Here is a 23,768-nt window from a genome sequence, read left to right on the forward strand (position 1 = left end):
TATCGCATGAACAGATCTCGGTTCGATGCTGGACACGGATCCGTTGGTGCTTCGACACTCTCGCGTAACACCTCGGTCTGTCCCCCAGCTCCGCCCACCGCCGCCGAGGGCCGTCCCCGAGAAAGCGAGCGTCGCGATGCTGGCAGACCTGGGCTTGGCCACCACCCCCGTCATGACCGTCGGCGCCCTGGTGCCCGGCGCTTTCTCCCTGTGACCGGCGTCCCGGGCCCGAGCGGAGCCTCCGTCGGCCGCGGACACCGCACGTGCCGCCCGCTTCCGGGAGTCCCGAGTCAAGCGCCGGGACCACACAGAGGCACCTGGTCCGGGTGCCCCACCGACTGAGACGAGGACCCATGAGAGGGATCACCAGACGCACGGTGCTCACCGTCGCGACAGGTGCGGTCACGGTGCCGGCCGTGAGCACGGCGACCGCCGCGGCCGCCGACACCACGACAGCGACATCCGAAGGACGACAGGCGGCCTCCGGACCCAATCCGGTCCTGCGAACGGACCTCGTCACGCGGGTGACGCCGAGGAACAATTGGCTGGTGACAGCCGTCGCTGTCCAGTACTCGCATCGCATCGACTTACGCGGAGGGGTGATCCCGCCCACCGCCTTCCAGGTGAAGGCCACTGTGGGCAAGCAGACAGCGGCTCGCACGGTGACCCGGGTCTACCCCAACACCGTCGCCGAAGTGGACGACCGATCCGATCCCGGACGGCCGGGGGACCGCCTGATCGTCGAACTCGACCCGAACGACTCCAACGCGCGGGCCGCCGGCACCGATCCCCTTCCGCTCGACCGCGCATACTCCGTCAGACAGGTCGCCGACGTGCGCACCCCGGGAGGTGAACTGGTGCTCAGGGCTGGTCCGTTCGCGAGCCGGAACAACGAGATCCTCACTCCCGTGGTCGACGACTTCGCCGCCGGTTCCTTCACCGACTCCTCGGGCTTCGAACTGGACTTCCGGCTGTACCTGCCCGAGGGATTCGTACGCAATCCTCAGACGCGCACGCGGTACCCGCTCGTCCTCACCCTGCACGGCGGTGGCGAAGTCGCGGACAACAACATGACGCAGCTCACTTCCAACCGGATCGCGGTCACGTTCGCCAAGCCGGAACGACAGCGCCGCAACCCCGCGTTCGTCCTCTCTCCGCAGATCCCCCTGCCCCGTCCCATGGACGGACCCGACGGCACGGACTGGACCGACGCCAAGGTCCAGGCCGCGCTGATCGAACTCATTGACACCTTCGTGAGCGAGCACTCCCGCAACGTGGACACAGACCGGCTCTACGTCGTCGGCCTGTCCTCAGGCGGGCGTGGCATCTACAGCCTGCTGGCGAAGCGACCCGAGGTGTTCGCGGCTGCCCTGCCCACGGCCGGCTGGGGCGACCCGGCCGCCATGGAGAGGATCACGCACATTCCGATGTGGGCCGACCACTCCGTCGACGACCCGGTCGTCCCCTACCGAGAGGGCCGGTTCGGCAACCCCGGTACCTGGACACTGATGAACGCGCTCGAGGCCGCCGGTGCACCGGTCAGCCGCGGAGAGTGGGCCAACGATCTGCCAAAGGCACAATTCGAGGCCCGGTCGCGGGAGCTCCTACGGCGGTCCCGGGCAGCGCGCAGTCACGTCCTGTTCACGAGTTATACGTCCGGAACGACACCGGTGAACCCACACTTCGCATGGGCCCAGACGTACGAGAACGACGTGGTCATCGACTGGCTCTTCGGGCAGTCCCGGTAGCCGGCCGCACGCGGCGGCCACCCGGTCCACCACCGGCGAGAAATGTTGCTTGCTGTCGTCTGCAGTCAGCCCGATTCGCCTATCTCAATTCCGTCCGTCAGAGCCTGAATTGTTCAGACTCAAATCGTCGAGTGCTTTCGTTGGTGAGGAGTCCGCATGGAGTTCAATCGGACATCGGTACGACGTCGCAGGAAAAGCCGGTTGCGCCGCACGGCCCTGATCGCGGGAGCGAGCGCGATGCTCCTTGCCGCGGGCACGGCCGTGGCCCCTGGCGCCTCGGGTGTGGGCGCGGGTGACGCTCGGGGCACCGTCAGCGTGTCTCCCCGCGTCGCTGCCCTCATCGCCCGGATGTCGCTGGACGAGAAGTTGTCCTTCGTCCATGGAGGCACCGACCCCCGTGCCCTCGGCCAGGCCGGATACATCCCCGGGGTTCCCCGCCTCGGCATCCCCGAACTGCGGCTCACCGACGGTCCGGCGGGCGTACGGGTCAACGCGCACGCCACCGCGATGCCGGCGCCGGTCGCGCTCGCCTCGTCCTTCGACGACCGACTGGCCCGTACGTTCGGCCAGGTCATCGGACGCGACGGCCGTGCGCTCGGCCAGGACGTCCTCCTCTCACCGATGACGAACATCATCCGGGTGCCGTACGCGGGGCGGAACTTCGAGACCTTCAGCGAGGACCCGCTGCTCAGCTCCCGCATGGTGTCCGGCGAGATCGGGGGCGTTCAGAGCCAGGGCCTGATGGCCACCGTCAAGCACTACGCGGAGAACAACCAGGAAGACAACCGCATGGGGGTGAACGTCAACGTCGACGAGCAGACCCTGCGTCAGATCGAGCTGCCCGCCTTCGAGGCCGCCGTCAAGGCCGGCGCCGGTGCGGTGATGTGCTCGTACAACTCGGTGAACGGCAGTCACGGCTGCGGCAGCGACGAACTGCTCAACTCGATCCTCAAAGAGCAGTGGGGCTTCCAAGGCTGGGTCATGTCGGACTGGAGCGCGGCCCACGCGACGACCGACATCGTGAACGGCCTCGATCAGGAGATGCCGAGCGGCGTCTTTCTGGGCGACAAACTGAAGACCGCGATAACGAACGGCACCATTCCGGTCTCGGAGCTCAACGACTCGGTCGCCCGCATCCTGGGCCAGATGAACACATTCGGTCTCCTCGACGGCACCGCGGGCCGGCGGCCCGCACGCGACCCGAAGGGCGGCGCCAAGGTCGCGCAGAAGGTGGCCGAGTCCGGCTCGGTCCTGCTGAAGAACACCGGCAAGGCGCTTCCGCTGACCGGCGAGGACACCAACATCGGACTCATCGGTCCGACCGCGAAGACACCGAAGGTCACCGGCGGCGGCAGCTCCAACGTCGTACCGGACTCCGCGGCCTCGCCGCTGGCCACCATCACGCAGCGGGCCGGCCGGAATGCCACGGTGCGCCACGCGGCCGGCGTCGACAACACCGGTGCCCCCATTCCCGGGACGTCCCTCAGCCCCGCCCTGCCGGTCGGCTCGGACGGCACGATCACCGTCACCCCGGCCGCCCCCTTGGACTACAGCGGCACCCTCACGGTGCCGGCCGACGGCGACTACTCCTTCGTCTACGACCTTCCCGCCGCGTACGGCGCGCTGAAGATCGACGGCAAGAGCGTCATCACCGGCTTCCTGGGCTCCAGCAGCGCCACGGTGCACCTCACGGCGGGAACGCACCGTTTCGCGGCCAACGCCCAAGCCATCCAGGGCGCACCGGCCAAGATCCGGCTGAACTGGGTCACCCCGCAGGCCGCGCAGGCCGCCCGGGAGCAGGCCGTGGCCCTGGCCCGCCAGGTGAAGACCCCCATCGTCTTCGCCTACGACGACGGTACCGAGGGCGTCGACCGGAAGAACCTCTCCCTGCCGGCCGACCAGAACGGGCTCATCTCCGCCGTCGCCGACGCCAACCCGAACACGATCGTCGTCCTCAACACGGGCTCGTCGATCACCATGCCGTGGCTACCCAAGGTCAAGGCGGTGCTCGACACGTACTACCCCGGGGAAAACGGGGCCGAGGCCACCGCCCGCCTGCTCTACGGCGACGTGAACCCGTCGGGCAAGACCACCCAGACGTTCCCCGCGAGGGAGTCCGCCACACCGGTCGCCGGCGACCCGCTCAGGTACCCGGGAGTGAACAACCAGGAGAACTACTCCGAGGGCATCTACGTGGGCTACCGCTGGTACGACAAGGAGAAGGCCGCCCCGCTGTTCCCCTTCGGCCATGGCCTGTCGTACACCTCCTTCGCCTACCGCGACCTCGCGGTTCGGCAGAGTCACGGCACGTTGACCGTCTCGTTCACGCTGAAGAACACCGGCACCCGCGACGGTGACGAGGTCGCCCAGGTCTACGTCGGTGCGAGCCCGAAGACCACCGCGCCCCAGGCGGTGCGCTCGCTCGGCGGCTACCAGAAGGTGCATCTGCGCGCCGGTCAGTCGAAGACCGTACGCATCCAGGTCGACGCACAGCAGCTGAAGTACTGGAACACCTCCTCCCACGCCTGGGAGCTCGGCACCGGACACCGGGATGTGTGGGTCGGCTCCTCGTCGCGGACGCTCCCCCTGCACGGCGGCGTCAAGGTCACCCGCTGACCGCCCGGCTCGCGACATCGGCCGGGTGACGAGCGGCGTCCGATGCCGGGCCGGCCCCGGCCCGGCTCCTTCCCCCCAAGGGTGCCGGCCGCACCATGTGGCCGGCACCCGGCCAGAGAGGTCCCCATCCATGACTGCCAGCAGAATCCGTACTGCCCTGGGCGGCGCGTTGGTCATGTCCCTCGCCGTCGTCGGGCTGCTGCCCGCGACGGCGTCCGCGACGGCGCCGACCGCGGTGGCCACCGACAAGGGCGCCGTGCGCGGCGCCACCTCGAAGGGCGTCGAGAGGTTCCTCGGCATCCCCTACGCGGCGGCGCCCACCGGCTCCCTGCGCTGGAAGCCGCCGCGGCCCGCGGCGCGGTGGACCGGCGTCCGGGAGGCGGCCGACTTCGGCAATCCCTGCCCCGTATTGCCCAGCGGCAACGGACCACGCAGCGAGACCGAGGACTGCCTCGACGTCAACGTGTGGCGGCCGTCGGGCGTGCGGGCCGGCGCCCGTCTTCCGGTGCACGTCTTCATCCACGGCGGTGGCCTGACCAACGGCAGCGGCTCGCAGAACGACGAGTCGAAGCTCGTCAAGGAGACGGGTGTCATCGGCGTCTCGCTCAACTACCGACTCGGCGCCTTCGGCTTCCTCGGCCTGCCCGCCCTCACCGAGGAGGGCGGCGAGTCCGGCAACTACGGGTTCATGGACCAGCAGGCCGCGCTGCGCTGGGTGCAGCGCAACATAGCCCGCCTTCGGCGGTAACCCCGGCGAGGTCACCATCCACTTTGTGTCCGTTGGCGGCTGTCCGACTGCGTTTATTTTGTGTTGTCGCCAGGCTCGCGCGGGCTGTTCGCCCCGCGCCATGATCCAGAGCGGCTCCTGCCGCAGCGGGCCGCAGGCCCGGGCGGAGGCCGCCGGGACGGCGTTCGCCCGGCAGGCGGGCTGCGACGGCACGGCTCAGGCGGCCGTCCTCGGCTGCCTGCGGTCGGCTTCGGCGGGTACGCTCCTCGACGCGAGCCGGACCTTCTCGGCCGGCTTCGTGGACGGAACTCCGACGTTCCCGACCGGACTACACGAGGCGCTGGACCGCGGGGGATTCACCCGCGTGCCCGTGGTCGTCGGTGCCAACCGTGACGAGGGCCGCACCTTCGCCTCGGGCTACATAGGCGCGGGCAAGGAGGCCTACCTCGCCTACGTCCAGAACCTCGCCGGCGCCCGCGCCGACGAGGTCCTCGCCCGTTATCCCTGGCCCGATACGTCCGACCGGTACACCGCGGCGTACCTCATCGGCGGGATCATGACCGACTCGGGGAGTGTCGCGGGGATCGGCGGGTGCGGGCTCCGCTCGCTCGCCCGGACCCTTGAGCGGTACACCCCCACCTATGCGTACGAGTTCGACCACCGGACCGGCCCTGGCCTGACGCAGATCCCCGGCTACGTCTGGGGGGCCGGCCACGCCGCGGAACTCGCCTACATCTGGCCCAGCTTCAACAACGGCACACCCATCGCCCCGCTGTTCAACGCCGACGAGCGCCGACTCGCCCGCGAGATGACGCGGTACTGGGGCGCCTTCACGAAGACCGGCCGGCCGGCCGTCGCCCGCCAGACGGTCTGGCCCGGCTATCACAGGGGCAAGGGTCTGATGCTGTCGCTGCGGGCGGGGGGCAGGAGTGCCCTGATCGACGACGACCGGTACTCGACGGAACACCAGTGCGCGTTCTGGGACACGATGCCGGGCACACAGCACTCCTGAGTAGGCCGGGGACTGGAATCGGAGCATCAGCCACCGCGCCAGTCCCCGACCCTGCTCACCCCCACTGTCTCGGGTCGATGTCGGATCCCGTACGAGGCAGGCGAACGCGAAAGGCGCCTGACGGGTGAAAACCTGCGATCGGCGTAGGACAAACCCGACACTCGTCAGGCGCGGATTCCCTTCATCGGCCGCGCCGGCGAGCTGGGTCGCCTTCCACGACGCCTGTGCCGCTCGGGAATACGACTCGGTGCTGTGAGCACGGCGACGTCTTTTGCTCAGGCAGCCTGGCGGTACTCGTTGATCAGTCCGCCGAGGACGGGCCGTCGTCCGCGCCAGGAGTTGCCGGTGCCAGGCCAGCAGTGTCGTGGGGGTGACTGCCATATAGGGTGACACCGTTTCCGGCACCCGCACGCACAGCCCGCACCGAGTGCACCGACCGGCCCCTCATCACCGGCGAAGGACATCTGCGCACCGTCCTCACCACGTATGCCCAGCACTGCACCGCGGGACGGCCCCACCGCAACTGGACCTACCCAGCTCAGCAGCCTGATCGGAATATTGACATCCTTCAGGTACGAACCAGCACTGGCGCAGCCAACCAGGGCATCAGCGATGGGCGGGGGCCACGGCGCCTTGTGCGCGCAGCGCGCTGATCTCGTCCTCGCGGATGCCGAGTTCGATGAGTACGGATTCGGTGTGCTGCCCGAGCGCGGGGATTGCGCCCATCGGCGGGTCGTAGCCGGAGATGACCGGGGGCGGGAGCAGGGCGGGTACGGGACCGTGAGGTGTGTCGATCCGTCGCCACCGGTCGCGGGCGGTCAGATGCGGGTGGGCTATGACGTCGCTCGGCTTGTTGAACCGGGCGTTCCCGATTCCGGCGGCGTCGGCGCTGCGTTGCGCCTGCGCCAGGTCATGGCGTGCGGCCCACTGGCCGATCTGCGTGTCCAGGAACGCACGGTGCTGGGTCCGGCCGGAGTTGGTCAGGAAGCGTTCGTCGTCGGCGAGGTCGGGCCGGCCGAGAAGGTCGCGTGCGAATCGCTGCCATTCGCGGTCGTTCGTTGTGCCGAGCACGACGGTCTGGCCGTCGGCCGTGGGGTACGCGCCGTACGGGGCCACCGCGGGCGAGCCCATGCCGGCCGGTTGCTGATCCTCACCCGTGTGCTGAGCGTGGATCAGCGAATACCCCATCAGCTCGGTCATGGTGTCGAACAGACTCACCGCGACCGCGGTGTGGCCACCACTGTGGCGACGCTCGTTGCCGCAGAGCAGCGCCAGGATCGACAACGCGGCATACAGGCCGGTGCATACGTCGGCCATCGGCGGGCCAGGCTTGGCAGGTGCCCCGGGAAGGCCAGTGATCGCGCATGCTCCGGACTCCGCCTGGGCGAGGAGATCGTAGGCACGCTTGCCGGACAGCGGACCGCCTGGCCCGTATCCGTCGATCTCGACCGTGAGGAGTCCGGGGTGGCTGACCGCCAGGTCGGCGGGTGCGATGCCGAGCTTCGATGTGGCCCCCGGCGCAAGGTTGGAGACCATCACGTCGGCGCGGTCGAGCAGCCGGTGGAGCACCGCCATGCCGGCCGGTTCCTTGAGATTCAGCGTCACCGACTCCTTGCCCCGGTTGACCCACACGAAGTGCGCTGCCAAGCCGCCCACCACATCGTCGATGGACCGGGCGAAGTCACCGCCTTCCGGGTGCTCCACCTTGATGACTCGAGCCCCGAAGTCGCCGAGGGTGCGTGTGCAGATGGGAGCCGCGACCGCCTGTTCCAGGGACACGACCGTGATTCCCGCCAGCGGTCCGGCCGGCGGGGCGGCGTCACGGCCGGCGGATGCTGGTCCGGAGGGCTTCGCCGGTTCGGTGGGCGCCACGTTCGTCCCCTCATCTGCCGGGATCCGGTGCGGAAAGCCGTGCGTCACCATGGTTACTTCACCACCCTTGTTGCGGTGTCGTTCACCTGTGCTCCCGCAGCAACTGCCTGCCGATGATCAGCTTTTGGATCTCGCTCGTCCCCTCGTAGATGCGGAACAGCCGCACGTCCCGGTAGAAACGCTCGACGGGTACATGGCGCATATATCCCATGCCGCCGTGTATCTGGACGGCCCGGTCGGCCACCCGGCCCGCCATTTCGCTGCAGAACAGCTTCGCGGAGGACGGCGCCAGCCTGCGGTCCTCGCCCGAGTCATAGGCTCGGGCCGCCTCCAGCACCATGGCGCGGGCCGCGTACAGCTCGGCGTGCGACTCGGCGAGCATGGCCTGGACGAGCTGATACTCACCGATGGGACGCCCGCCCTGCCGGGAGACCGAGGCGTGCGCGACACTTTCGTCCAGCATGCGGCGGGCCAGCCCGACGCACATCGCCGCGACGCTCAGACGTCCCCTCGCCAGCGACCGCATGGCGACGTGGAAGCCCTCTTCCTCGCGCTCACCGACCAGGGCACTGGCGGGAACGCGTACATCGTCGAAGAAGACCTCGGCGCTCAGGGCCCCCGACTGTCCCATCTTGTGGTCCGGGGGACCCACGGTGACGCCCGGGGTGTCCGCGTCCACGGCGAATACGGAGATGCCTCCGGGGCCCGTGCTCTGCGGCCCGGTGCGGGCGAACACGATGAAGACACCGGCGAGCGGCGCATTGGTGATGAACCGCTTGCTGCCGTTGAGGACGTAGACGTCCCCGTCGCGTACGGCGCGGGTTCTGATTCCGCTGGGGTCGGATCCGGCCTCCGCCTCCGTGAGCGTGAACGCCGCGATCAGTTCCCCGCTGGCCATGCGCGGCAGATAGCGCCGCTTCTGCTCCTCGGTTCCGGTACCCGCCAGGAGCTGGCCGGCCACCCCGTTGTTGATGCTGAACATCGACCGGAACGAGGGTGTGGTGTAGCCGATTTCCAGGGAGAGGCGTACGTCCTGCGTCATGGAGAGGCCCAGCCCCCCGTACTCTTGGGGCAACGCGTAGCCGAACAGGCCCATGGCGGCGGCCTTGTCACGGAGGTCCGCCGGGATCTCATCCTTCTCCTCGATCTCGTTCTCGCGCGGGACGACCTGCTCGCGCACGAAGGCGCGCACCGCCGCTACGACAGCGTCGAACTCGTCTGGTTCCATGGCCTCTTGGGGCTCCTTGACGGCTCAGCGGGAAAGGAGTTCGAGGACGGTGGCGTTGGCCATGCCACCGCCCTCGCACATCGACTGCAGGCCGTAGCGGATGCCGCCTGCTCGCATGTGGTGGACCAGGGTGGTGGTCAGCCGGGCGCCGGAAGCTCCCAGGGGGTGACCGAGTGCGATCGCGCCGCCGTCGGGATTGAGCCGGTCCGGGTCGGCACCGGTCTCGTCGAGCCACGCGCAGGTCACGCTGGCGAACGCCTCGTTGATCTCGAAGACCCCGATGTCCTCGAGGCGCAGCCCGGCGCGCCCCAGTACCTTTTCGGTGGCCGGGATGGGGCCGGTCAGCATCGTCACGGGGTCGACTCCGACGACGGCGAAGGAGTGGAAGCGGGCGATCGGGCGGAGTCCGAGTTCTCGAGCCTTGTCACCGCTCATGATCAGCAGGGCCGACGCGCCGTCCGATATCTGTGAGGAATTGCCGGCCGTGATCACGCCGTCGTCGGTGAACGCGGGCCTGAGACCCGCCATCGTGGCGGGCGTGCCGCCGCGCCGTACTCCCTCGTCGGTGTCGACGGTACATACGGTGCCGTCGGCACCGGCCACGTTCACCGGCACGATCTGGGCTGTGAACCGTCCCTCGTCGACGGCGGCCGCCGCGTTGGCATGAGACCGGAGGCTGTACTCGTCGAGCCGCTCCCGGCTCAGCCGCCAGCGCCGCGCGAGTTCCTCCGCGCCCAGTCCCTGGCTGAACCGCGACAGGCCGTACCGGGCCCGTACTGCCGGACCGAAGGGCTCGCCGGGGCCCCGCTCGCGGCCCGATCCCAGCGGAACGCGGCTCATCGACTCCACACCGCCCGCGACCACGACGTCGTACTGGCCGCTCATCACTCCCGCGGCGGCGAACTGCGCCGCCTGCTGCGAGGATCCGCACTGCCGGTCGATGGTGACGCCCGGCACCTCCTGCGGCCATCCGGCGGCCAGGACGGCGAAGCGGCCGACGCAGCCGCCCTGTTCGCCGGTCTGTGAGACACAGCCCCACAGCACGTCCTCGACCGCCGCCGGGTCCAGGTCGTTGCGTGTCGCCAGGGCGCGCAGCACCACGGCGGACAGGTCCACCGGGTGCACGTCGCTGAGCGAGCCGTTCCGCTTGCCCATGGGGGTACGGACGGCGTCCACGATCACCGCGTCACGCATGCCGGACCTGCTCTCCCGCCGCATCCGGCGCGCCGGTTTCCTGTGTGCCCGAAGGAGATGCGCCCGGGTCGCCAGTTGTCCGGGCCAGGCGGCGGAGCTCGGACTTCAGCACCTTTCCCGCCGGGGACAGGGGGAGTGCGGCGACGAACCGGATCTCTCTGATTCGCTTGTACGGCGTCACGCGCTCCGCGACGTACTCCATCAGCTCCTCGGCACTCGTGCCCCGCTCGGAGGCGGGGACCACGAAGGCGACGGGGATCTCGCCGACGGCAGGCACCTCCTTCCCGACGACCGACGCCTGGAGCACTGCCGGGTGCCCGCCGAGGATGTCCTCCAGCTCGCGCGGGTACACGTTGTAGCCCTTGTAGATGAGCATGTCCTTCGACCTGCCGGAGACGTACAGGAAGCCGTCCTCGTCGAGGTGGCCGATGTCGCCGGTGCACAACCAGCCGTCGACGAACTGCGCGGCTGTCTCGTCCGGGCGGCCGAGGTAACCCGCGGCCACCTGAGGGCCCCGCGCCCAGATCTCGCCGCGCTCGCCCCGCGGCACCTTCCGGCCGGGACGCAGCGGATCCCGGATCTCCAGCTGGGTGTCGAACAGGGGGACTCCCTGGCTGCCCGGCTTGTGCAGTCCGGCCTTCGCGATCGGGCCGCTGGACACGGTTGCCGTCGCCTCCGTCAGGCCGTAACCCTCGATGACGGCGGCGTTGGGGAAGACCTCGGTCAGCTTCTCCAGCGCGTACGCGTCCATGGGGGCACCGCCCGACACCACGGCCTTGACCGAGCTGAGGTTTCGCGTGCGGATTCCCGGTGTCGCCAGCAGGGCGTGCCAGAGCGCCGGGGCGCCTGGGATGTACGTGATCCGGTGCCGTTCGACCTGCTCCAGGTACGACTCCGCATCGAAACGGCCGTTCAGGATGGTGGTGGCGCCGCACAGGAGGAAGAAGTTGAGGCTGATCAGGCCAAGGGCGTGGAACAACGGCGAGACGCACAGCGCCGTACAGCTGCCCAGGGGCAGAGCGCTGTCTCCGGAGGTTCCCAAGGGGTGCAGCACCACACCGCCGTCGCTGTCGAGCCCGGGGAGCGCCCCGGCGCGCCAGCAGGCGACCTGGATCGTGTTGCCGACGATGTTGCGGTGCAGTATGCGCACCCCTTTGGGGGCTCCGGTGGTTCCGCCGGTGTACCCGTACTGGGCGACGGAGTCGGTGGGGACCAGAACCTCTGGCGGGTGGGTGCTCTGGCCCGCGACGAGGGACTCCAGGGCGGTGCCCGCCTCCCCGAAGAGCTTCGTGCAGTCATCCGGCCTGTCGGCCGGGGCCGACTCACTGGGCGGCACGATGACGACAAGCCGGACCGGCAGCCCGCCGATCGCCTCGGCCAGCACCGGCGCCGGCTGCGGATGGGTCACCACGGCCGCCGCGGAGCAGTCGGCCAGCTGGGCGCGCAGGGCCTTGGCCGGCTGGGCGGGGTTGGCCGGGCAGGCTGTCGCGCCGGCGAGCGCGATGCCGTAGTAGGCGACGGCGAACCACAGGGTGTTCGGCAGGTGCAGGGCGACCACGTCGCCCTGCCGTATGCCGTGCGCCCTGAGGCCGCCGGCGAACGCGGCAGCCTGTTCGTACAGGCCGGTGAAGGTGAGAACCTGGTCGCCGTCGCGCAAGGCCGCCCGGTCGCCGTAGCGGCGGGCCGAGCCGGCGAGCACCGCGCCGAGCGGGACATCGGGGTAGTCGAGGTGGCGAGGCAGTCCCGCGGGCCAATAGTCGGTCATGTGCCGCCCTCTTCCCTGGCCGGCCCGCGGCCGGCCGTGCAGGGCTTTCGCACGGTGTGCCGGGTCATCGCGCGACCTCCGCGTCGAAAAGCTGCTTGATCTGCTCGGGGTTACGGCCCGTCTCGGCGAGGACTTGCGCCGTGTGCTCGCCCGGCAGGGGAGCGGGCCGGGCGTGCCGGCGAGGGGTGGAGGAGCCGAACCGGGGCGCCGGGGCGGGCTGGAGGACCCCCGTGTCGTCGGTGAGGAAGGTGCCGCGTGCAGCGTTGTGGGGATGGCGCGGTGCCTCCCGCAGGGACAACACGGGGGTGACGCACGCGTCGGCGTCGGCGAAAACGGCCGCCCAGTCATCGCGGGTCCGGGTGGCGAAGACCTGCGCCAGGCGCCGCCGCATGACCGGCCAGCGGGAACGGTCCCACTGGTGGGCGAAGTCGGCATCCGCGACCAGGCCCAGCCGCTCCAGGAGTGCGGCGAAGAAGGGCGCCTCGATCGCGCCGACCGCGACGTACTGGCCGTCGCGGCAGCGGTAGACGCCGTAGAACGGCGCTGTGCCGTCCAGGTAGTTGACGCCCCGGCCGTCGGTCCACCGCCCCTGGTGCAGACGGCTGTAGATCATGGCCAGCAGCTGGGCCGATCCGTCCACCATGGCGGCGTCCACGACCTGGCCTTTCCCGGTGGCGCGTGCCTGCAGGACCACGCACAGCACACCGAAGGCGAGCAGTGCGCCACCGCCGCCGAAGTCACCGAGCAGGTTGAGCGGCAGGATCGGTGGACCGTCGGCCGGTCCGATGGTCCCCAGGGCCCCCGACAGGGCGATGTAGTTGATGTCGTGCCCGGCCCGCGGCGCGAGCGGCCCCTCCTGTCCGAATCCCGTCATCCGCCCGTAGACCAGGCGCGGGTTGCGGGCGAGGCACGGCCCGGGGCCCACGCCGAGCCGTTCGGCCACCCCCGGCCGGAAGCCCTCCAGGAGGACATCGGCATCCGCCACCAGGTCCAGGACGGCGCCGACGCCTTCCGGGTGCTTGAGGTCGATGGCGGCCGAGCGCCGGCCCCGGTGCAGGACGGGATCGGGGCTGCCCCCCACGTCCGACGGGCGCTCGACACGGATCACGTCCGCACCGGCGTCGGCCAGGAGCATCGCACAGAACGGCCCCGGCCCGATGCCCCCGAGCTCGACGACGCGCAGCCCGGCGAGTGGCCCCGTGGCCGCCTCGGTGGCGACGCCGTTCGCACGTCCCCGGTCCTGTTCGTCGTTCACCGGCCGCTCACCGTCCCCGCCAGATGGGAGCGCGCTTCTCGGCGAAGGCCGACGCACCTTCCCGGGCGTCATGCGAGTTGAACACCAGTGTGGTGATCGGCCGCTGACGGTCGAACATCTCGTCGCGCGGCCAGCCGGGGGACTCGACGAGGACACGTTTGGTGGCCCGTACGGCGAGCGGACCGTTGGCGGCGATGGCGGAGGCCAGCAGCCTCGCCTCCTTGACCGCGCCGCCGGGCGGGGTGAGCCGGTTGACCAGCCCGTAGTGGTACGCCCGCTCCGCGGTGAGGAGGTCACCGGTGAGGGCGAGTTCCATCGCGATCTGGTACGGGATACGGCCCGGCAGCCGCAGCAGCCCTCCGGCCACCGCCACCAGACCGCGTTTGACCTCGGGCAGCCCGAACTTGGCATCCTCGGCGGCGACGACCAGATCACTCGCGAGTGCGATCTCGCATCCGCCCGCCACGGCGTAGCCCTCGACGGCGGCGATCAGCGGCTTGCGCGGCGGGGCCTCGGTGAACCCGGCGAAACCGCGCCCCGGCACGTGGGGGCGCTCGTCCCGCAGGAACGCCTTGAGATCCATGCCCGCACAGAAAGTGCCGCCTGCGCCGGTGATGATGCCGACCGCGAGGTCGTCACGCTCGTCCAGCTCGTCCAGCGCGGATGCGATCGCCTCGGCAACCGCGCGGTTGACCGCGTTGCGGGACTCGGGTCGGTTGATGGTGATGACGGCGACGCCGTCGCCGTACTCGACCAGTACTTCGTCTGCCACGGCAGCTCCTTTACGGCTCGGTGGCCAAGCGGTGGTGGCGGTTGGGCAGGAGCGGTTGAGCGCCGGCCTTCAGCGTGGGGCCAGGCGGATCGCGCCGTCGAGGCGGATGGTTTCTCCGTTGAGCATCGGGTTTTCGATGATGTGCAGGGCGAGTTGCGCGTACTCGTCCGCCGCGCCGAGGCGCGGCGGGTGCGGCACCGCGGCAGCGAGCGCGTCGAGCTTCTCCTTCGGCCTTCTGCCGAGCATCGGTGTGTCGAACAAGCCGGGCGCGATGGTAACGACCCGGACGCTCTTGCTCGCCAGATCTCGGGCCGCACACACAGTGAGGCCGACCACTCCGGCTTTCGACGCCGCGTACGGAGCCTGTCCGATCTGACCCTCGAACGCCGCGACCGACGCTGTCATGACAACCACCCCCCGGTCGCCGTCGAGTGGTTCGTTGCCGGCCATGCGGGCGGCGGCGAGCCGGAGCACGTTGAAGGTGCCGATCAGGTTGACGTCGACCACGGCGCGGAAATGGCCGAGATCGCCCGGGGTGCCGTCCTTGTTGACCACGCGGAGCGGACCGCCGCGGCCAGCGCAGTGGACGACCGCGCGGAGCGCTCCCGTCCGCTCGGCGGTGTTGAGGACGGCGGTCATGTCCTCGGCGCTCGTCACGTCAGCGGGGACGAAGACGGCCTCGGGGCCGAGGCCGCGGACGGCTCGGTCGGCGTCCGAGGAGGGCAGGTCAGCGATGGTGACGCGGGCGCCGGCCTTGAGTAGCCGCCGTGCCGTCGCCAGGCCGAGCCCCGACGCGCCGCCGGTCACCACCGCGGATATTCCGCTGGTCTGCATGGACGCTCCAGTCGGTCGAGCCGGTGTCGGATATCTGCCGCCGCCTGCGCCGCGAAGGCTCGGCGACCGCCGTCGCACGCCGGGCCAACGGGCCCCGGGCCGTTGCGGCCGGGACCTGTGGCCGATGGAGAGAACGCGGGAACTTGTCGAACGATCGTTAAATTAGGCCGCCGGCACACCACTGTCAATGACCGCGACGAAAAGCGGGACGAGCTACCGAGCCGCCGCCTCGTCGTGCCCGACCAGTGCGAACGCCAGACGTACGTACCGGTCGCACAGCTCGGTCGTCCCGAGATCGCCGGACGGGTCGTACCACTGGGCGACGGCGTTGCACATGGCCATGACCGCCCGGCGGGCGTCGTCCGGGTGCGGGGTCCGGAAGACTCCGCCGGCCATGCCGTCGTCGATGGCCTTCTGGAAGAGTCCCGAGACGGCGTGCCGCCGCTCGATGATGGGATTGCGGTACTCGGGTTCGAGGTAACGGAGTTCCTGGAGGGTCAGCAGGCTCTCGACCCGCCGCCGGACCCGGTAGTCGACCGTCACCCTGACCAGGGCGGCCAGCCGCGCGGCGGGGTCGTCACCGGCCTGGGCCAGTTCCTTCTCGCAGTGACGGAAGTAGTCGTGGAGCGAGTCCTCGATCAAGGCGTGGAAGAGCTCCGCCTTGCCCGAGTAGTAGTAATACAGGGCGGACAGGCTCATGTCGGCCCGCTTGGCGATGTCACGGATGGAGGCGCCGAAGTAGCCGCGCTCCGCGAAGACGTCTCGTGCGGCGTTCATGATGGCGTTCCGGCCGTTTCCCCGGGGACCGGGGGGCCCGCTGTCCGCCGCCTTGACGGTCTTGCCCGCGGCTTTGCCGCTCGTCGCATCCATGGTCCCAGCCTTGCAGAACGAACGAACGATCGGCAAAGTCCGCCATGCCGTCCGGAGCCGGGGCCTCGCGCGAATTGGGCTCGGCGGGATCGAGCGTCGCCGGTTCCGCCCGGAGGCGAGCGGCGCTACGGTAGCTAAACGAGCGTTCGATAAAATCGGAGGCGATCTGAGGGTGAGAGCCATGCGCATGCGTATCGGCATGACACTGGGTTACGGCGACGACTTCATCGAGTCCGTCCGTGCGATGCCCGACTTCGAGGTGGCAGGTGTCGAGGTCGCCTTCGTGCCGGAGGCCTACTCGTTCGACGCCGTCAGCAAGTTGGGATATCTGGCAGCCCGGACCGAACGCCTGGAGATCGCCTCCGGGATCCTCCCGGTCTTCACCCGTACGCCGTCACTGCTGGCGATGACCGCCGCCGGGCTGGACCACCTCTCGGGCGGCCGGTTCACGCTGGGGCTCGGAGCGTCGGGACCACAGGTGATCGAGGGGTTCCACGGGGTGCCGTATGACGCGCCGCTCGGCCGCACACGCGAGGTGGTGGAGATCTGCCGCCGGGTGTGGCGGCGGGAAGAAGTGGTGCATCCGGGCCCGAAGTACCCGCTGCCACTTCCTGCCGGGCGGGGCACCGGGCGCGGTAAACCCCTGAAAATCATCGATCGGCCGGTCCGCTCCCGCATTCCCATCGTCCTGGCCGCGATCGGACCGAAGAATGTCGAGCTGACCGCCGAACTCGCCGAGGGCTGGCTGCCAGTGTTCTTCCACCCCGGGAAAGCGGCCGACGTGTGGGGAGCGGCGCTGGCTGCGGGGCAGGCCCGGCGTGATCCGGCACTGGGTTCGCTCGACATCACGGTGACCGCGCCTTTGGCCATCGGCGACGACGTGGCACACCTGCTGGACCGCGCTCGGCCTCAGCTGGCCCTCTACATCGGGGGGATGGGAGCCAGGGACAAGAACTTCTACGCCCAGCTTGCCGGCCGGTACGGATACGAGCGGGAAGCGGCACTCGTCCAGGACCTGTATCTGGCGGGAAAGAAGAAGGAAGCCGAGGCCGCCGTCCCCGAAGACCTGTTGAGGGCCATCTCCCTCGTGGGAACGAAGGAAGAGGTCGCCGGACAGCTCGATGCGTTCGCTGCCGCCGGAGTGACGACACTGTGCGTGAGGCCGCTGGCCGACACCCACGCGGAACGTCTCCACGCCGTCGAACGACTGCGCGCCATGCTGGCTCGCGCAGGGTCCCCGCGTCCTTGAGGACGGCATCGAACAGGTCGGGGAACTTTCCGTCCCGGTCCCACCGGGTTCTCCTTTGCCAGGCGCAGTACCAGGGTGCGGATGGAGCGCCTTCGTAGGACGTGCAGTGGTAGCCGGTGCAGCAGCGCCGTCAGGAACGTGATCGCTCGGCGTGAACCGGATCTTGCCCTTGCCGAGTTGGCGTTTTTCGGGAAGCGCGATGCACCGGCTCCCACCAGGACGGATGAGGTTTCCGGCAAGGGCAGTTGGGTCACCGGCAGCCAAGCTCTACTGAGCCGAGGCGATCGATGGTCGCGGTGACGACATCCCCGGGCCTGACCGGGACGGCGGCGGTGAGTCCGCCGGAGAGCACGATCTGCCCGGCGGCCAGGCCTTCGTCCTCGGCGGCGAGCTGCCGGACGAGCCAGGCGACCGCGGCTGCCGGGTGGCCCAGCGACGCCGCTCCGGAGGCGGTCGCGACCACCTCACCGTTCTTCTCCAAGAGGACGCCCACCAGGCGCAGGTCGACCCCGGACGTCGTGACCGGCACCCCGACGACGAACCGGCTCGCCGAGGTGTTGTCCGCGACAACGTCGGCCATGGTGAAGCCGTAGTCCATGAATCGGGAGTCGAGGACCTCGATACCGACGGCGACCCCCGACGAGGCGGCGACGACATCGGCTGCGGTCACGTGCGGGCCTTTGAGGTCCCGACCCAGAGTGAACACGATCTCCGGCTCGCAGCGCGGCTGGATGAGCGCCGAGGTGTCCAGTGGCTCGCCGAGGTCCACTGCCCCCGCGGCCGGCAGGAAGCCGTAGATCGGGCTGTCCACCCCGACCTGGGCCTGCTTGGCACGCGAGGTGACCCCGAGCTTCCAGCCGGCGATCTCACCGGCGGCGGAGCGCAGCTCGCGCTGAACGCGGTAGCCCGTGGGGATGTCGAGTTCGGGGAACTCGTCGGTCAGCTTGGTGATGGCGGTACGATCCGCAACGGCCTTGCTCAGCCGGGCGGCCAACTCGCTTACGTTCACGCTCATGCGATCCTCACTGTCACCGGGCCCAGCCGGTCGAACTCGGCCCGGAACACGTCGCCCGGGTTCATGGGAAGGGCCGCGTGCAGCGCGCCCGTCAGAATCAGGTGCCCAGGCTCCAGGGCAACCCCGTGCTCGCCCAGGGTGTTCGCCAGCCACGCGACGACGGCGACCGGGTCTCCCAGCGCGGCGGCGCCGGCGCCCGTGTCGACCAATTCGCCGTTGCGGGTCAGAACCATCCCGACCAGCCGGGGATCCCAGCCGTTCGGACCATCGTCGAGAGGCACGATGCGGCTCGAGGTGGCCATGGCGCCGTTCGACGCCAGGTCGGCGACGGTGTCGGCGAGTTTGATCCGCCAGTCCGCGATCCTGGAGTCGATGATCTCCATCCCGGCCACGGCACCCGCGATGGCGGCCCGGGCCTGGGTGACGGTGACACCCGGGCCCTCGAGCCGGTCGCCCAGAACGAAGACGATCTCGGCCTCGACCTTGGGTGCCACGAACGCGTCGAGCGGGACCGCGTCCCCGTCGCGGTAGGCGGTGGAGGCCAGAACCGGTCCGTAATCGGGAGTGTCGATGCCGAGCGCCTTCTGCATCGGGGCAGCGGTGAGCCCGACTTTGTGCCCCACGACCCGATCGCCGTCGGCGAGCAGGAGTTGCACGAGCTCCTGCTGGACGGCGTAGCCGTCGTCCATGCCGAGACCGGGTTCGGCGTCGGTGAACGGCGGGATCGCGGTACGCGTGCGCCGGGCCTCGTAGAGGGCGTGGGCCTTGGCCGTCGTATCGGTCATGTGGTCTGCTCCTCGGCCAGCCCGATGGCGATGTCGATGATCATGTCCTCCTGGCCGCCGACGTAGCCGCGCTCGCCGCAGCGGCGCAAGATGGCGTGCGCGGGGACCTTGTACCGCTCGGCCGCACGCTCGGCGTGCAGCAGGAAGCTTGAGTAGACCCCTGCCCAGCCCTGCACGATCGCGTTGCGGTCCATCTTCGGCCACCGGCTCAGGTACGGCCGGACGACCTCTTCGGCAGCGTCCAGCAGCAGCCCGGCGTCGAGCCCGGTCGCGACGCCGAGCCGGTCGAACACCGCCCCGAGCACCTCGGTGGGGGAGTTTCCCGCGCCGGCACCGAGCGCGCACAGGGAGCCGTCGATGTAGCGGACGCCGGCCTCGTGCGCGATCACGGAGTTCGCGACGCCCAAACTCATGTTCTGGTGACCGTGGTAACCGACCCAGGCCTCGTCACCGACCTCGGCGACCAGGGCCTCGAAGCGAGCGCGCGCGTCGCCCATGAGCAGAGCGCCGGCGGAGTCGGTGACGTACGGTGCCTGGCAGCCGGCGTCGACCATGATCCGGGCCTGCTTCGCCAGATTCTCCGGGTCGGTCTTGTGGGCCATCATCAGGAACCCGGCGGTCTCCATGCCCAGCTCCCGGGCTACGGCGAAATGCTGCGGGGAGACGTCGGCCTCGGTGCAGTGGGTGGCCACGCGGACCATCTCGGCGCCGGCGTCGTGGGCACGTTTGAGGTCGTCGACCGTGCCGATGCCGGGGACCAGCAGGACGGCGATCTTCGCCCGGCGGGCCTCCTCGCGGGCGGCGTTGATCAGGCTCATCTCGTCGGTGCCGGAGAAGCCGTAGTTGAATGAGGAGCCGCCGACGCCGTCGCCGTGGCTGACCTCGATCCACTCCACCCCGGCGGCGTCCAGCGCGCGGACCGTGTCGCGAACTTGGGTTTCGGTGAAGCGGTGCGCCACGGCGTGGCTGCCGTCGCGCAAGGTGGTGTCGATGATGCGGACGTCGTCGCGCAGCACGGGGCGGGTCATGCGGAGGCCTCCAGCTTGGCGCGGGCCATCAGCTCGCCGATCCGGGCAGCCGCGGCGGTCATGATGTCGAGGTTCCCGGCGAAGGGCGGCAGGTAGTCGCCGTTGCCCTTCACCTCGAGGAACACCGCTACCCGGGCGTGCCCACCCCAGGCCTCGGTCGGCTCGTCGAACTGGGGCTCGGCGCGCAGCGTGTAGCCGGGCACGTATTCCTGTACCGCCGCGACCATCTCGTGGACCGAGGCGGTGATCGCTGCTCGGTCGGCGTCGCCGCCGATCATGCAGAACACGGTGTCCCGCATGATCATCGGCGGCTCGACCGGGTTGAGGATGATGATCGCCTTGCCACGGGTCGCGCCACCGACTTCGGCCACGGCCTGCCCGGTGGTGTGCGTGAACTCGTCGATGTTCGCGCGGGTGCCCGCCCCCGCCGAGCGGGAGGCGATGGATGCGACGATCTCCGCATAGGACACCGGTGTGATCCGGGAGACGGCGTGCACGATCGGGATCGTGGCCTGGCCGCCGCAGGTGATCATCGAGATGTTGGGCGACGCGATGTGGTCGGCGCCGTTGACGGCCGGCGAGACCATGGGGCCCAGGTGCGCCGGGGTGAGGTCGACAGCCTGGATGCCCGCTTCCGCGTAGCGCGGGGCGCTGGCGGCGTGGGCCTTGGCCGAAGTTGCCTCGAACACGATCTGCGGGAGCGGATTCTGCCGGAGTAGCCAGTCCACCCCCTCCGCGCTGGCCTCGATGCCGCGGGCGCGGGCGCGGGCCAGGCCGTCGGACTCGACGATGCCCACGACATACCGGACGTCGATCACGGGGCTGTGGGCGAGCTTCGCCAGCAGGTCGGTACCGATGTTCCCGGGGCCGACTATGGCCGCCGGGATCTTCTGCTGTCCCATGGTGGGACCGTCACATCCTCTCGGTCGGGTGGGGAGAGAGCGCCCCGCTCAGCGGAGCGCGGGAAACCTCAGGGGCGACGAGTTCGCGCAGGTGGGCGTACATCCGCGAGGGATCCGGCTCCAAGCCGGTGAACAGCCGGAAGGCATCGGCGGCCTGGTGGGCGTTCATCCGGCCGCCGTCGAGGAAGACCGCGCCCGCCTCGGCGGCGGCCGCGAGCAGAGCGGTGTGGAGCGGCCGGAACACGATCTCGGCGACCCAGAGGTCGGGCCGCAGGCAGTTGCCGGGCACTGCCTGGCCGGGGTGACCAGCCATCCCGACCGGGGTTGCGTGCACGACCCCGTGCGCGTGTCCGAGCAGCGTCGGGAGCTCGGTGAGTCTGCCACCGCGGACCCGGTCCGGGTCGAGGTCGGCGGCGAGGCGAGCCGCCCGGTCCGGGTCGGCGTCGACGACGTCGAGTCGCTCAGTACCCAGGTCGAGCAGCGCGTAGGCTGCCGCGGCGCCCGCCCCGCCCGCGCCGACGAGGACGACCCGGCCCAGCGGGGCGCCCGCGAGCCCGTCGACGAGGCCGCGCCGGAAGCCGGTCCAGTCGGTGTTGTGGCCCGCGAAGCCGTCCTCACCGATGACCACGGTGTTCACCGCGCCGATCGCTGCCGCATCAGGGGACAGGGTGTCCAGGTGCGCGAGGACCAGCTGTTTGCACGGATGGGTGATGTTGAGGCCCCGGTAGCCGGCATCCCTGGCTCGCAGCAGCAGGCCGCCGACATCACCCGGAGAGGCCCCCAGGGCGTGGAGGTCCCACAGGTCGTAGCGCAGCTCAAGGCCGAGGACTGTAGCCTCCCGCTCGTGCATCGCAGGGGACAACGAGAACCCGATCCCGCTTCCGATCAGGCCCGTCAGCAGAGTCGTCACGATGCCCCCTCGGGGTCGGCCGAGACGAGCACGGCGCCCACCAGGCCGACACCGGGGATCGCCCGAAGCGCGGCGGCGTGGTTGACGGCGATCCCGGTTCCGATGGTGCCGGTCCGCAGCGCGCTCATAGGGCGTCCTTCCGTACGAGGGCACGGTCCAGCGCCTCGACCCCGTAGACGTAGCCCTGGATCCCGGCTCCGACGAAGACCGCCTCGGCGATGTCGGAGACGTAGGAGTGGTGCCGGAACTCCTCGCGCTTGTGCACGTTGGTGATGTGCACCTCGGCGATGAGCAGTTCGGAGGCGAGCAGCGCGTCACGCAATGCCACGGACGTGTGGGTGAACGCACCCGGGTTGATCACGACGCCGTCCGTGCCCCCGCGCGCCTCGTGGAGCCGGTCGACAAGCGCGCCCTCCCAATTGCTCTGCAAGAAGTCGGCTTTGTATCCGAGCGCCTCTGCGCGTTGCGCGGTGATCCGCTCGACGTCAGCGAGAGTGTCGGCACCGTAGAGGGCGGGCTCACGGGTCCCGAGCATGTTCAGGTTCGGGCCGTTCAGGATCAGCAGGCGGCCGTGCCGCATGGAGGCTCCTCACAAGGTGGTGGTCACGCGGGCTGCGGGGGCCGCTGCGGTCGTCCGCGGCGTGCGTCCCAGCTGTTCCAACGGCACGTGGGCGGTCTCGCGGCCTGCGAAGGCCGCCGCCGCGGCAAGCACGCAGAGCACGGCGAGCAGGATCGCGAGCGGAACCCAGCCGAACGCACCCGTGCCGATCATGAGCGCGGCGATGCTGGGCAGGAAGCCCTGGGGCACGTTTGCGAACTGGGTCGAGACCGCCAAACCGGTGTAGCGGACCCGGGCATCGAACATCTCCGCGTACATTGACGGCCAGACCCCGTTCGGCGCGGCGTAGCACACCGAGCCCAGCAGGACTGAGGCGAGCACGACGAGTGACCAGTTCGAGGTCGTGATGGCCCAGAAGTAGACGAACACCGACCCGGCGCAGCCCAGGGCGCCCACGGCGAACACCGGGCGGCGGCCGATCTTGTCCGACAGCTTGGCCCACAACGGGATCGTGACGACCTGGCCGATGTTGGAGATCACGATCGTCCACAGCATCGAGGAGCGCGAGATGTTCCACTGCTCCACCGCGTACCCCAGGCCGAACACGGTCACGGTGGTGGAGATCGTGGCGTAGAGGTGGCAGACGACGATCCGGAGGAACGAGCCCCAGTAGTGGCGAATGAAGACCATCAGCGGGAACTTGACGACCTCCTGGCTCTCCTTCATTTCCTCGAAGGCGGGCGGCTCCTCCAGCGTGCGACGCACGATCATCGCGACGATCACCACGATCGCGCTGGCCCAGAACGGCACCCGCCAGCCCCAGGAATAGAGGGCCTCGGTCGGCAGGGCCGCGACCGGGATGAAGGCCAGTGTCGCCACGACCAGCCCGGCCTGGGTCCCGGAGAGAGTGAAGCTGGTGAAGTAGCCGCGCCTGCCCTCGGGAGAATGCTCGAGGGTCATCGAGCTCGCGCCGCTCTGCTCGCCTGCGGCAGAGAACCCCTGCGCCACGCGGCACAGCACCAGCAGGATCGGTGCCCAGACGCCGATGACGGAGTAGCTGGGAAGGCAGCCGATCAGGAAGGTCGAACCGCCCATGGTGGCCAGCGTGAAGATCAGGACGCGCTTGCGGCCGATCCGGTCGCCGAAGTGGCCGAGGAAGAACGAGCCGATCGGCCGGGCGATGTAGGCGACCGCGAAGGTCGCCAGCGCGGCCAGCGTGCCGGTGGCCTCGCCGGCGTCGGGGAAGAACACATGGCTGAAGACCAGCGCCGACGCCGATCCGTAAATGAAGAAGTCGTAGTACTCGACCATGCTGCCCAGGAAAGACGCGAGTGCGGCCTTCTGGGGTGTTTGGCCCGTTGTCTTCGTATGGGACACGAGACACTTCCTTGTGTCAGGTTCGAGCTGGATTTTGTGACAGATTCACG

At 69.8% G+C, this 23,768-nt stretch carries 21 protein-coding genes; 5 read left to right on the forward strand and 16 right to left on the reverse strand.

Going from position 1 to position 23,768, the window contains the following annotated elements; all coding sequences use genetic code 11:
- The first annotated feature begins 353 nt into the window (after positions 1–353).
- The 4 genes from SSOG_RS37235 to SSOG_RS57640 all read left to right on the forward strand — a co-directional run bounded on the left by SSOG_RS37235 (position 354) and on the right by SSOG_RS57640 (position 6,103).
- Positions 354–1,748, forward strand: a complete 1,395-nt coding sequence (locus SSOG_RS37235; protein WP_039939600.1) for a prolyl oligopeptidase family serine peptidase — start codon at positions 354–356, stop codon at positions 1,746–1,748.
- A gap of 201 nt (positions 1,749–1,949) precedes the next feature.
- The gene (locus SSOG_RS37240; protein WP_245606458.1) at positions 1,950–4,364 is read left to right on the forward strand and encodes a beta-glucosidase family protein; all 2,415 of its coding nucleotides are present in this window, start codon (positions 1,950–1,952) and stop codon (positions 4,362–4,364) included.
- 130 nt (positions 4,365–4,494) lie between these two features.
- Positions 4,495–5,112, forward strand: a complete 618-nt coding sequence (locus SSOG_RS57635) for a carboxylesterase family protein (protein ID WP_281048146.1) — start codon at positions 4,495–4,497, stop codon at positions 5,110–5,112.
- Positions 5,113–5,137: 25 nt separating this feature from the next.
- A complete protein-coding gene (locus SSOG_RS57640; RefSeq protein ID WP_281048147.1) occupies positions 5,138–6,103 on the forward strand; it encodes a carboxylesterase family protein in 966 nt (321 codons plus the stop codon).
- Positions 6,104–6,709: 606 nt separating this feature from the next.
- Here SSOG_RS57640 and SSOG_RS37250 read toward each other — a convergent pair.
- The 8 genes from SSOG_RS37250 to SSOG_RS37285 all read right to left on the reverse strand — a co-directional run bounded on the left by SSOG_RS37250 (position 6,710) and on the right by SSOG_RS37285 (position 15,893).
- Entirely contained in the window at positions 6,710–8,026 is a 1,317-nt protein-coding gene (locus SSOG_RS37250; protein ID WP_078510495.1) for a CaiB/BaiF CoA transferase family protein, read from the reverse strand.
- Positions 8,027–8,057: 31 nt separating this feature from the next.
- Complete coding sequence (locus tag SSOG_RS37255) at positions 8,058–9,203, reverse strand: acyl-CoA dehydrogenase family protein (RefSeq protein WP_009719456.1); 1,146 nt, start codon at positions 9,201–9,203, stop codon at positions 8,058–8,060.
- A 24-nt stretch (positions 9,204–9,227) separates the two neighbouring features.
- Positions 9,228–10,397 carry a thiolase family protein gene (locus SSOG_RS37260; RefSeq protein ID WP_009719457.1) on the reverse strand — a complete coding sequence of 390 codons (1,170 nt, stop codon included), beginning with the start codon at positions 10,395–10,397 and terminating at the stop codon, positions 9,228–9,230.
- Positions 10,390–12,162, reverse strand: coding sequence for a class I adenylate-forming enzyme family protein (locus SSOG_RS37265; RefSeq protein WP_009719458.1), 1,773 nt, complete (start codon positions 12,160–12,162; stop codon positions 10,390–10,392). Before SSOG_RS37265 ends, SSOG_RS37260 begins: the two co-directional genes overlap by 8 nt.
- Before the next feature lie 64 nt (positions 12,163–12,226).
- On the reverse strand, positions 12,227–13,417 hold the full coding sequence (locus SSOG_RS37270) for a CaiB/BaiF CoA transferase family protein (protein WP_009719459.1): 1,191 nt from the start codon (positions 13,415–13,417) through the stop codon (positions 12,227–12,229).
- A 7-nt stretch (positions 13,418–13,424) separates the two neighbouring features.
- Positions 13,425–14,189, reverse strand: coding sequence for a crotonase/enoyl-CoA hydratase family protein (locus SSOG_RS37275; RefSeq protein WP_009719460.1), 765 nt, complete (start codon positions 14,187–14,189; stop codon positions 13,425–13,427).
- A 69-nt stretch (positions 14,190–14,258) separates the two neighbouring features.
- Positions 14,259–15,023, reverse strand: coding sequence for an SDR family NAD(P)-dependent oxidoreductase (locus SSOG_RS37280; protein WP_009719461.1), 765 nt, complete (start codon positions 15,021–15,023; stop codon positions 14,259–14,261).
- 213 nt (positions 15,024–15,236) lie between these two features.
- Positions 15,237–15,893: a TetR/AcrR family transcriptional regulator gene (locus SSOG_RS37285; protein ID WP_009719462.1), complete on the reverse strand. Its 657-nt coding sequence runs from the start codon at positions 15,891–15,893 to the stop codon at positions 15,237–15,239.
- 187 nt (positions 15,894–16,080) lie between these two features.
- Here SSOG_RS37285 and SSOG_RS37290 point away from each other — a divergent pair, with 187 nt between their 5' ends.
- On the forward strand, positions 16,081–17,142 hold the full coding sequence (locus tag SSOG_RS37290; protein WP_009719463.1) for an LLM class F420-dependent oxidoreductase: 1,062 nt from the start codon (positions 16,081–16,083) through the stop codon (positions 17,140–17,142).
- Between the two features lie 250 nt (positions 17,143–17,392).
- On the opposite strand, the gene SSOG_RS37295 is transcribed toward SSOG_RS37290, so the two are convergent.
- Genes SSOG_RS37295 through SSOG_RS37325 form a run of 8 tightly spaced genes read right to left on the reverse strand, consistent with a single transcriptional unit; the run spans position 17,393 to position 23,718 of the window.
- On the reverse strand, positions 17,393–18,157 hold the full coding sequence (locus SSOG_RS37295) for a 2-keto-4-pentenoate hydratase (RefSeq protein WP_039939602.1): 765 nt from the start codon (positions 18,155–18,157) through the stop codon (positions 17,393–17,395).
- The gene (locus tag SSOG_RS37300) at positions 18,154–18,942 is read right to left on the reverse strand and encodes a 2-keto-4-pentenoate hydratase (RefSeq protein ID WP_009719465.1); all 789 of its coding nucleotides are present in this window, start codon (positions 18,940–18,942) and stop codon (positions 18,154–18,156) included. The genes SSOG_RS37295 and SSOG_RS37300 overlap by 4 nt, the downstream gene beginning before the upstream one ends.
- A complete protein-coding gene (gene dmpG / locus SSOG_RS37305; protein WP_009719466.1) occupies positions 18,939–19,970 on the reverse strand; it encodes a 4-hydroxy-2-oxovalerate aldolase in 1,032 nt (343 codons plus the stop codon). Before dmpG ends, SSOG_RS37300 begins: the two co-directional genes overlap by 4 nt.
- Entirely contained in the window at positions 19,967–20,872 is a 906-nt protein-coding gene (locus SSOG_RS37310) for an acetaldehyde dehydrogenase (acetylating) (protein WP_009719467.1), read from the reverse strand. Before SSOG_RS37310 ends, dmpG begins: the two co-directional genes overlap by 4 nt.
- Before the next feature lie 10 nt (positions 20,873–20,882).
- Positions 20,883–21,782, reverse strand: a complete 900-nt coding sequence (locus SSOG_RS37315) for a shikimate dehydrogenase (RefSeq protein WP_009719468.1) — start codon at positions 21,780–21,782, stop codon at positions 20,883–20,885.
- Positions 21,779–21,910 carry a hypothetical protein gene (locus SSOG_RS57645; protein ID WP_281048148.1) on the reverse strand — a complete coding sequence of 44 codons (132 nt, stop codon included), beginning with the start codon at positions 21,908–21,910 and terminating at the stop codon, positions 21,779–21,781. The genes SSOG_RS37315 and SSOG_RS57645 overlap by 4 nt, the downstream gene beginning before the upstream one ends.
- Positions 21,907–22,362, reverse strand: a complete 456-nt coding sequence (aroQ, locus tag SSOG_RS37320) for a type II 3-dehydroquinate dehydratase (protein ID WP_009719469.1) — start codon at positions 22,360–22,362, stop codon at positions 21,907–21,909. The genes SSOG_RS57645 and aroQ overlap by 4 nt, the downstream gene beginning before the upstream one ends.
- 9 nt (positions 22,363–22,371) lie before the next feature.
- Positions 22,372–23,718 carry an MFS transporter gene (locus SSOG_RS37325; RefSeq protein WP_009719470.1) on the reverse strand — a complete coding sequence of 449 codons (1,347 nt, stop codon included), beginning with the start codon at positions 23,716–23,718 and terminating at the stop codon, positions 22,372–22,374.
- Positions 23,719–23,768: the final 50 nt, after the last annotated feature.

The organism is Streptomyces himastatinicus ATCC 53653, assembly GCF_000158915.1.
Lineage (GTDB): Bacteria > Actinomycetota > Actinomycetes > Streptomycetales > Streptomycetaceae > Streptomyces > Streptomyces himastatinicus.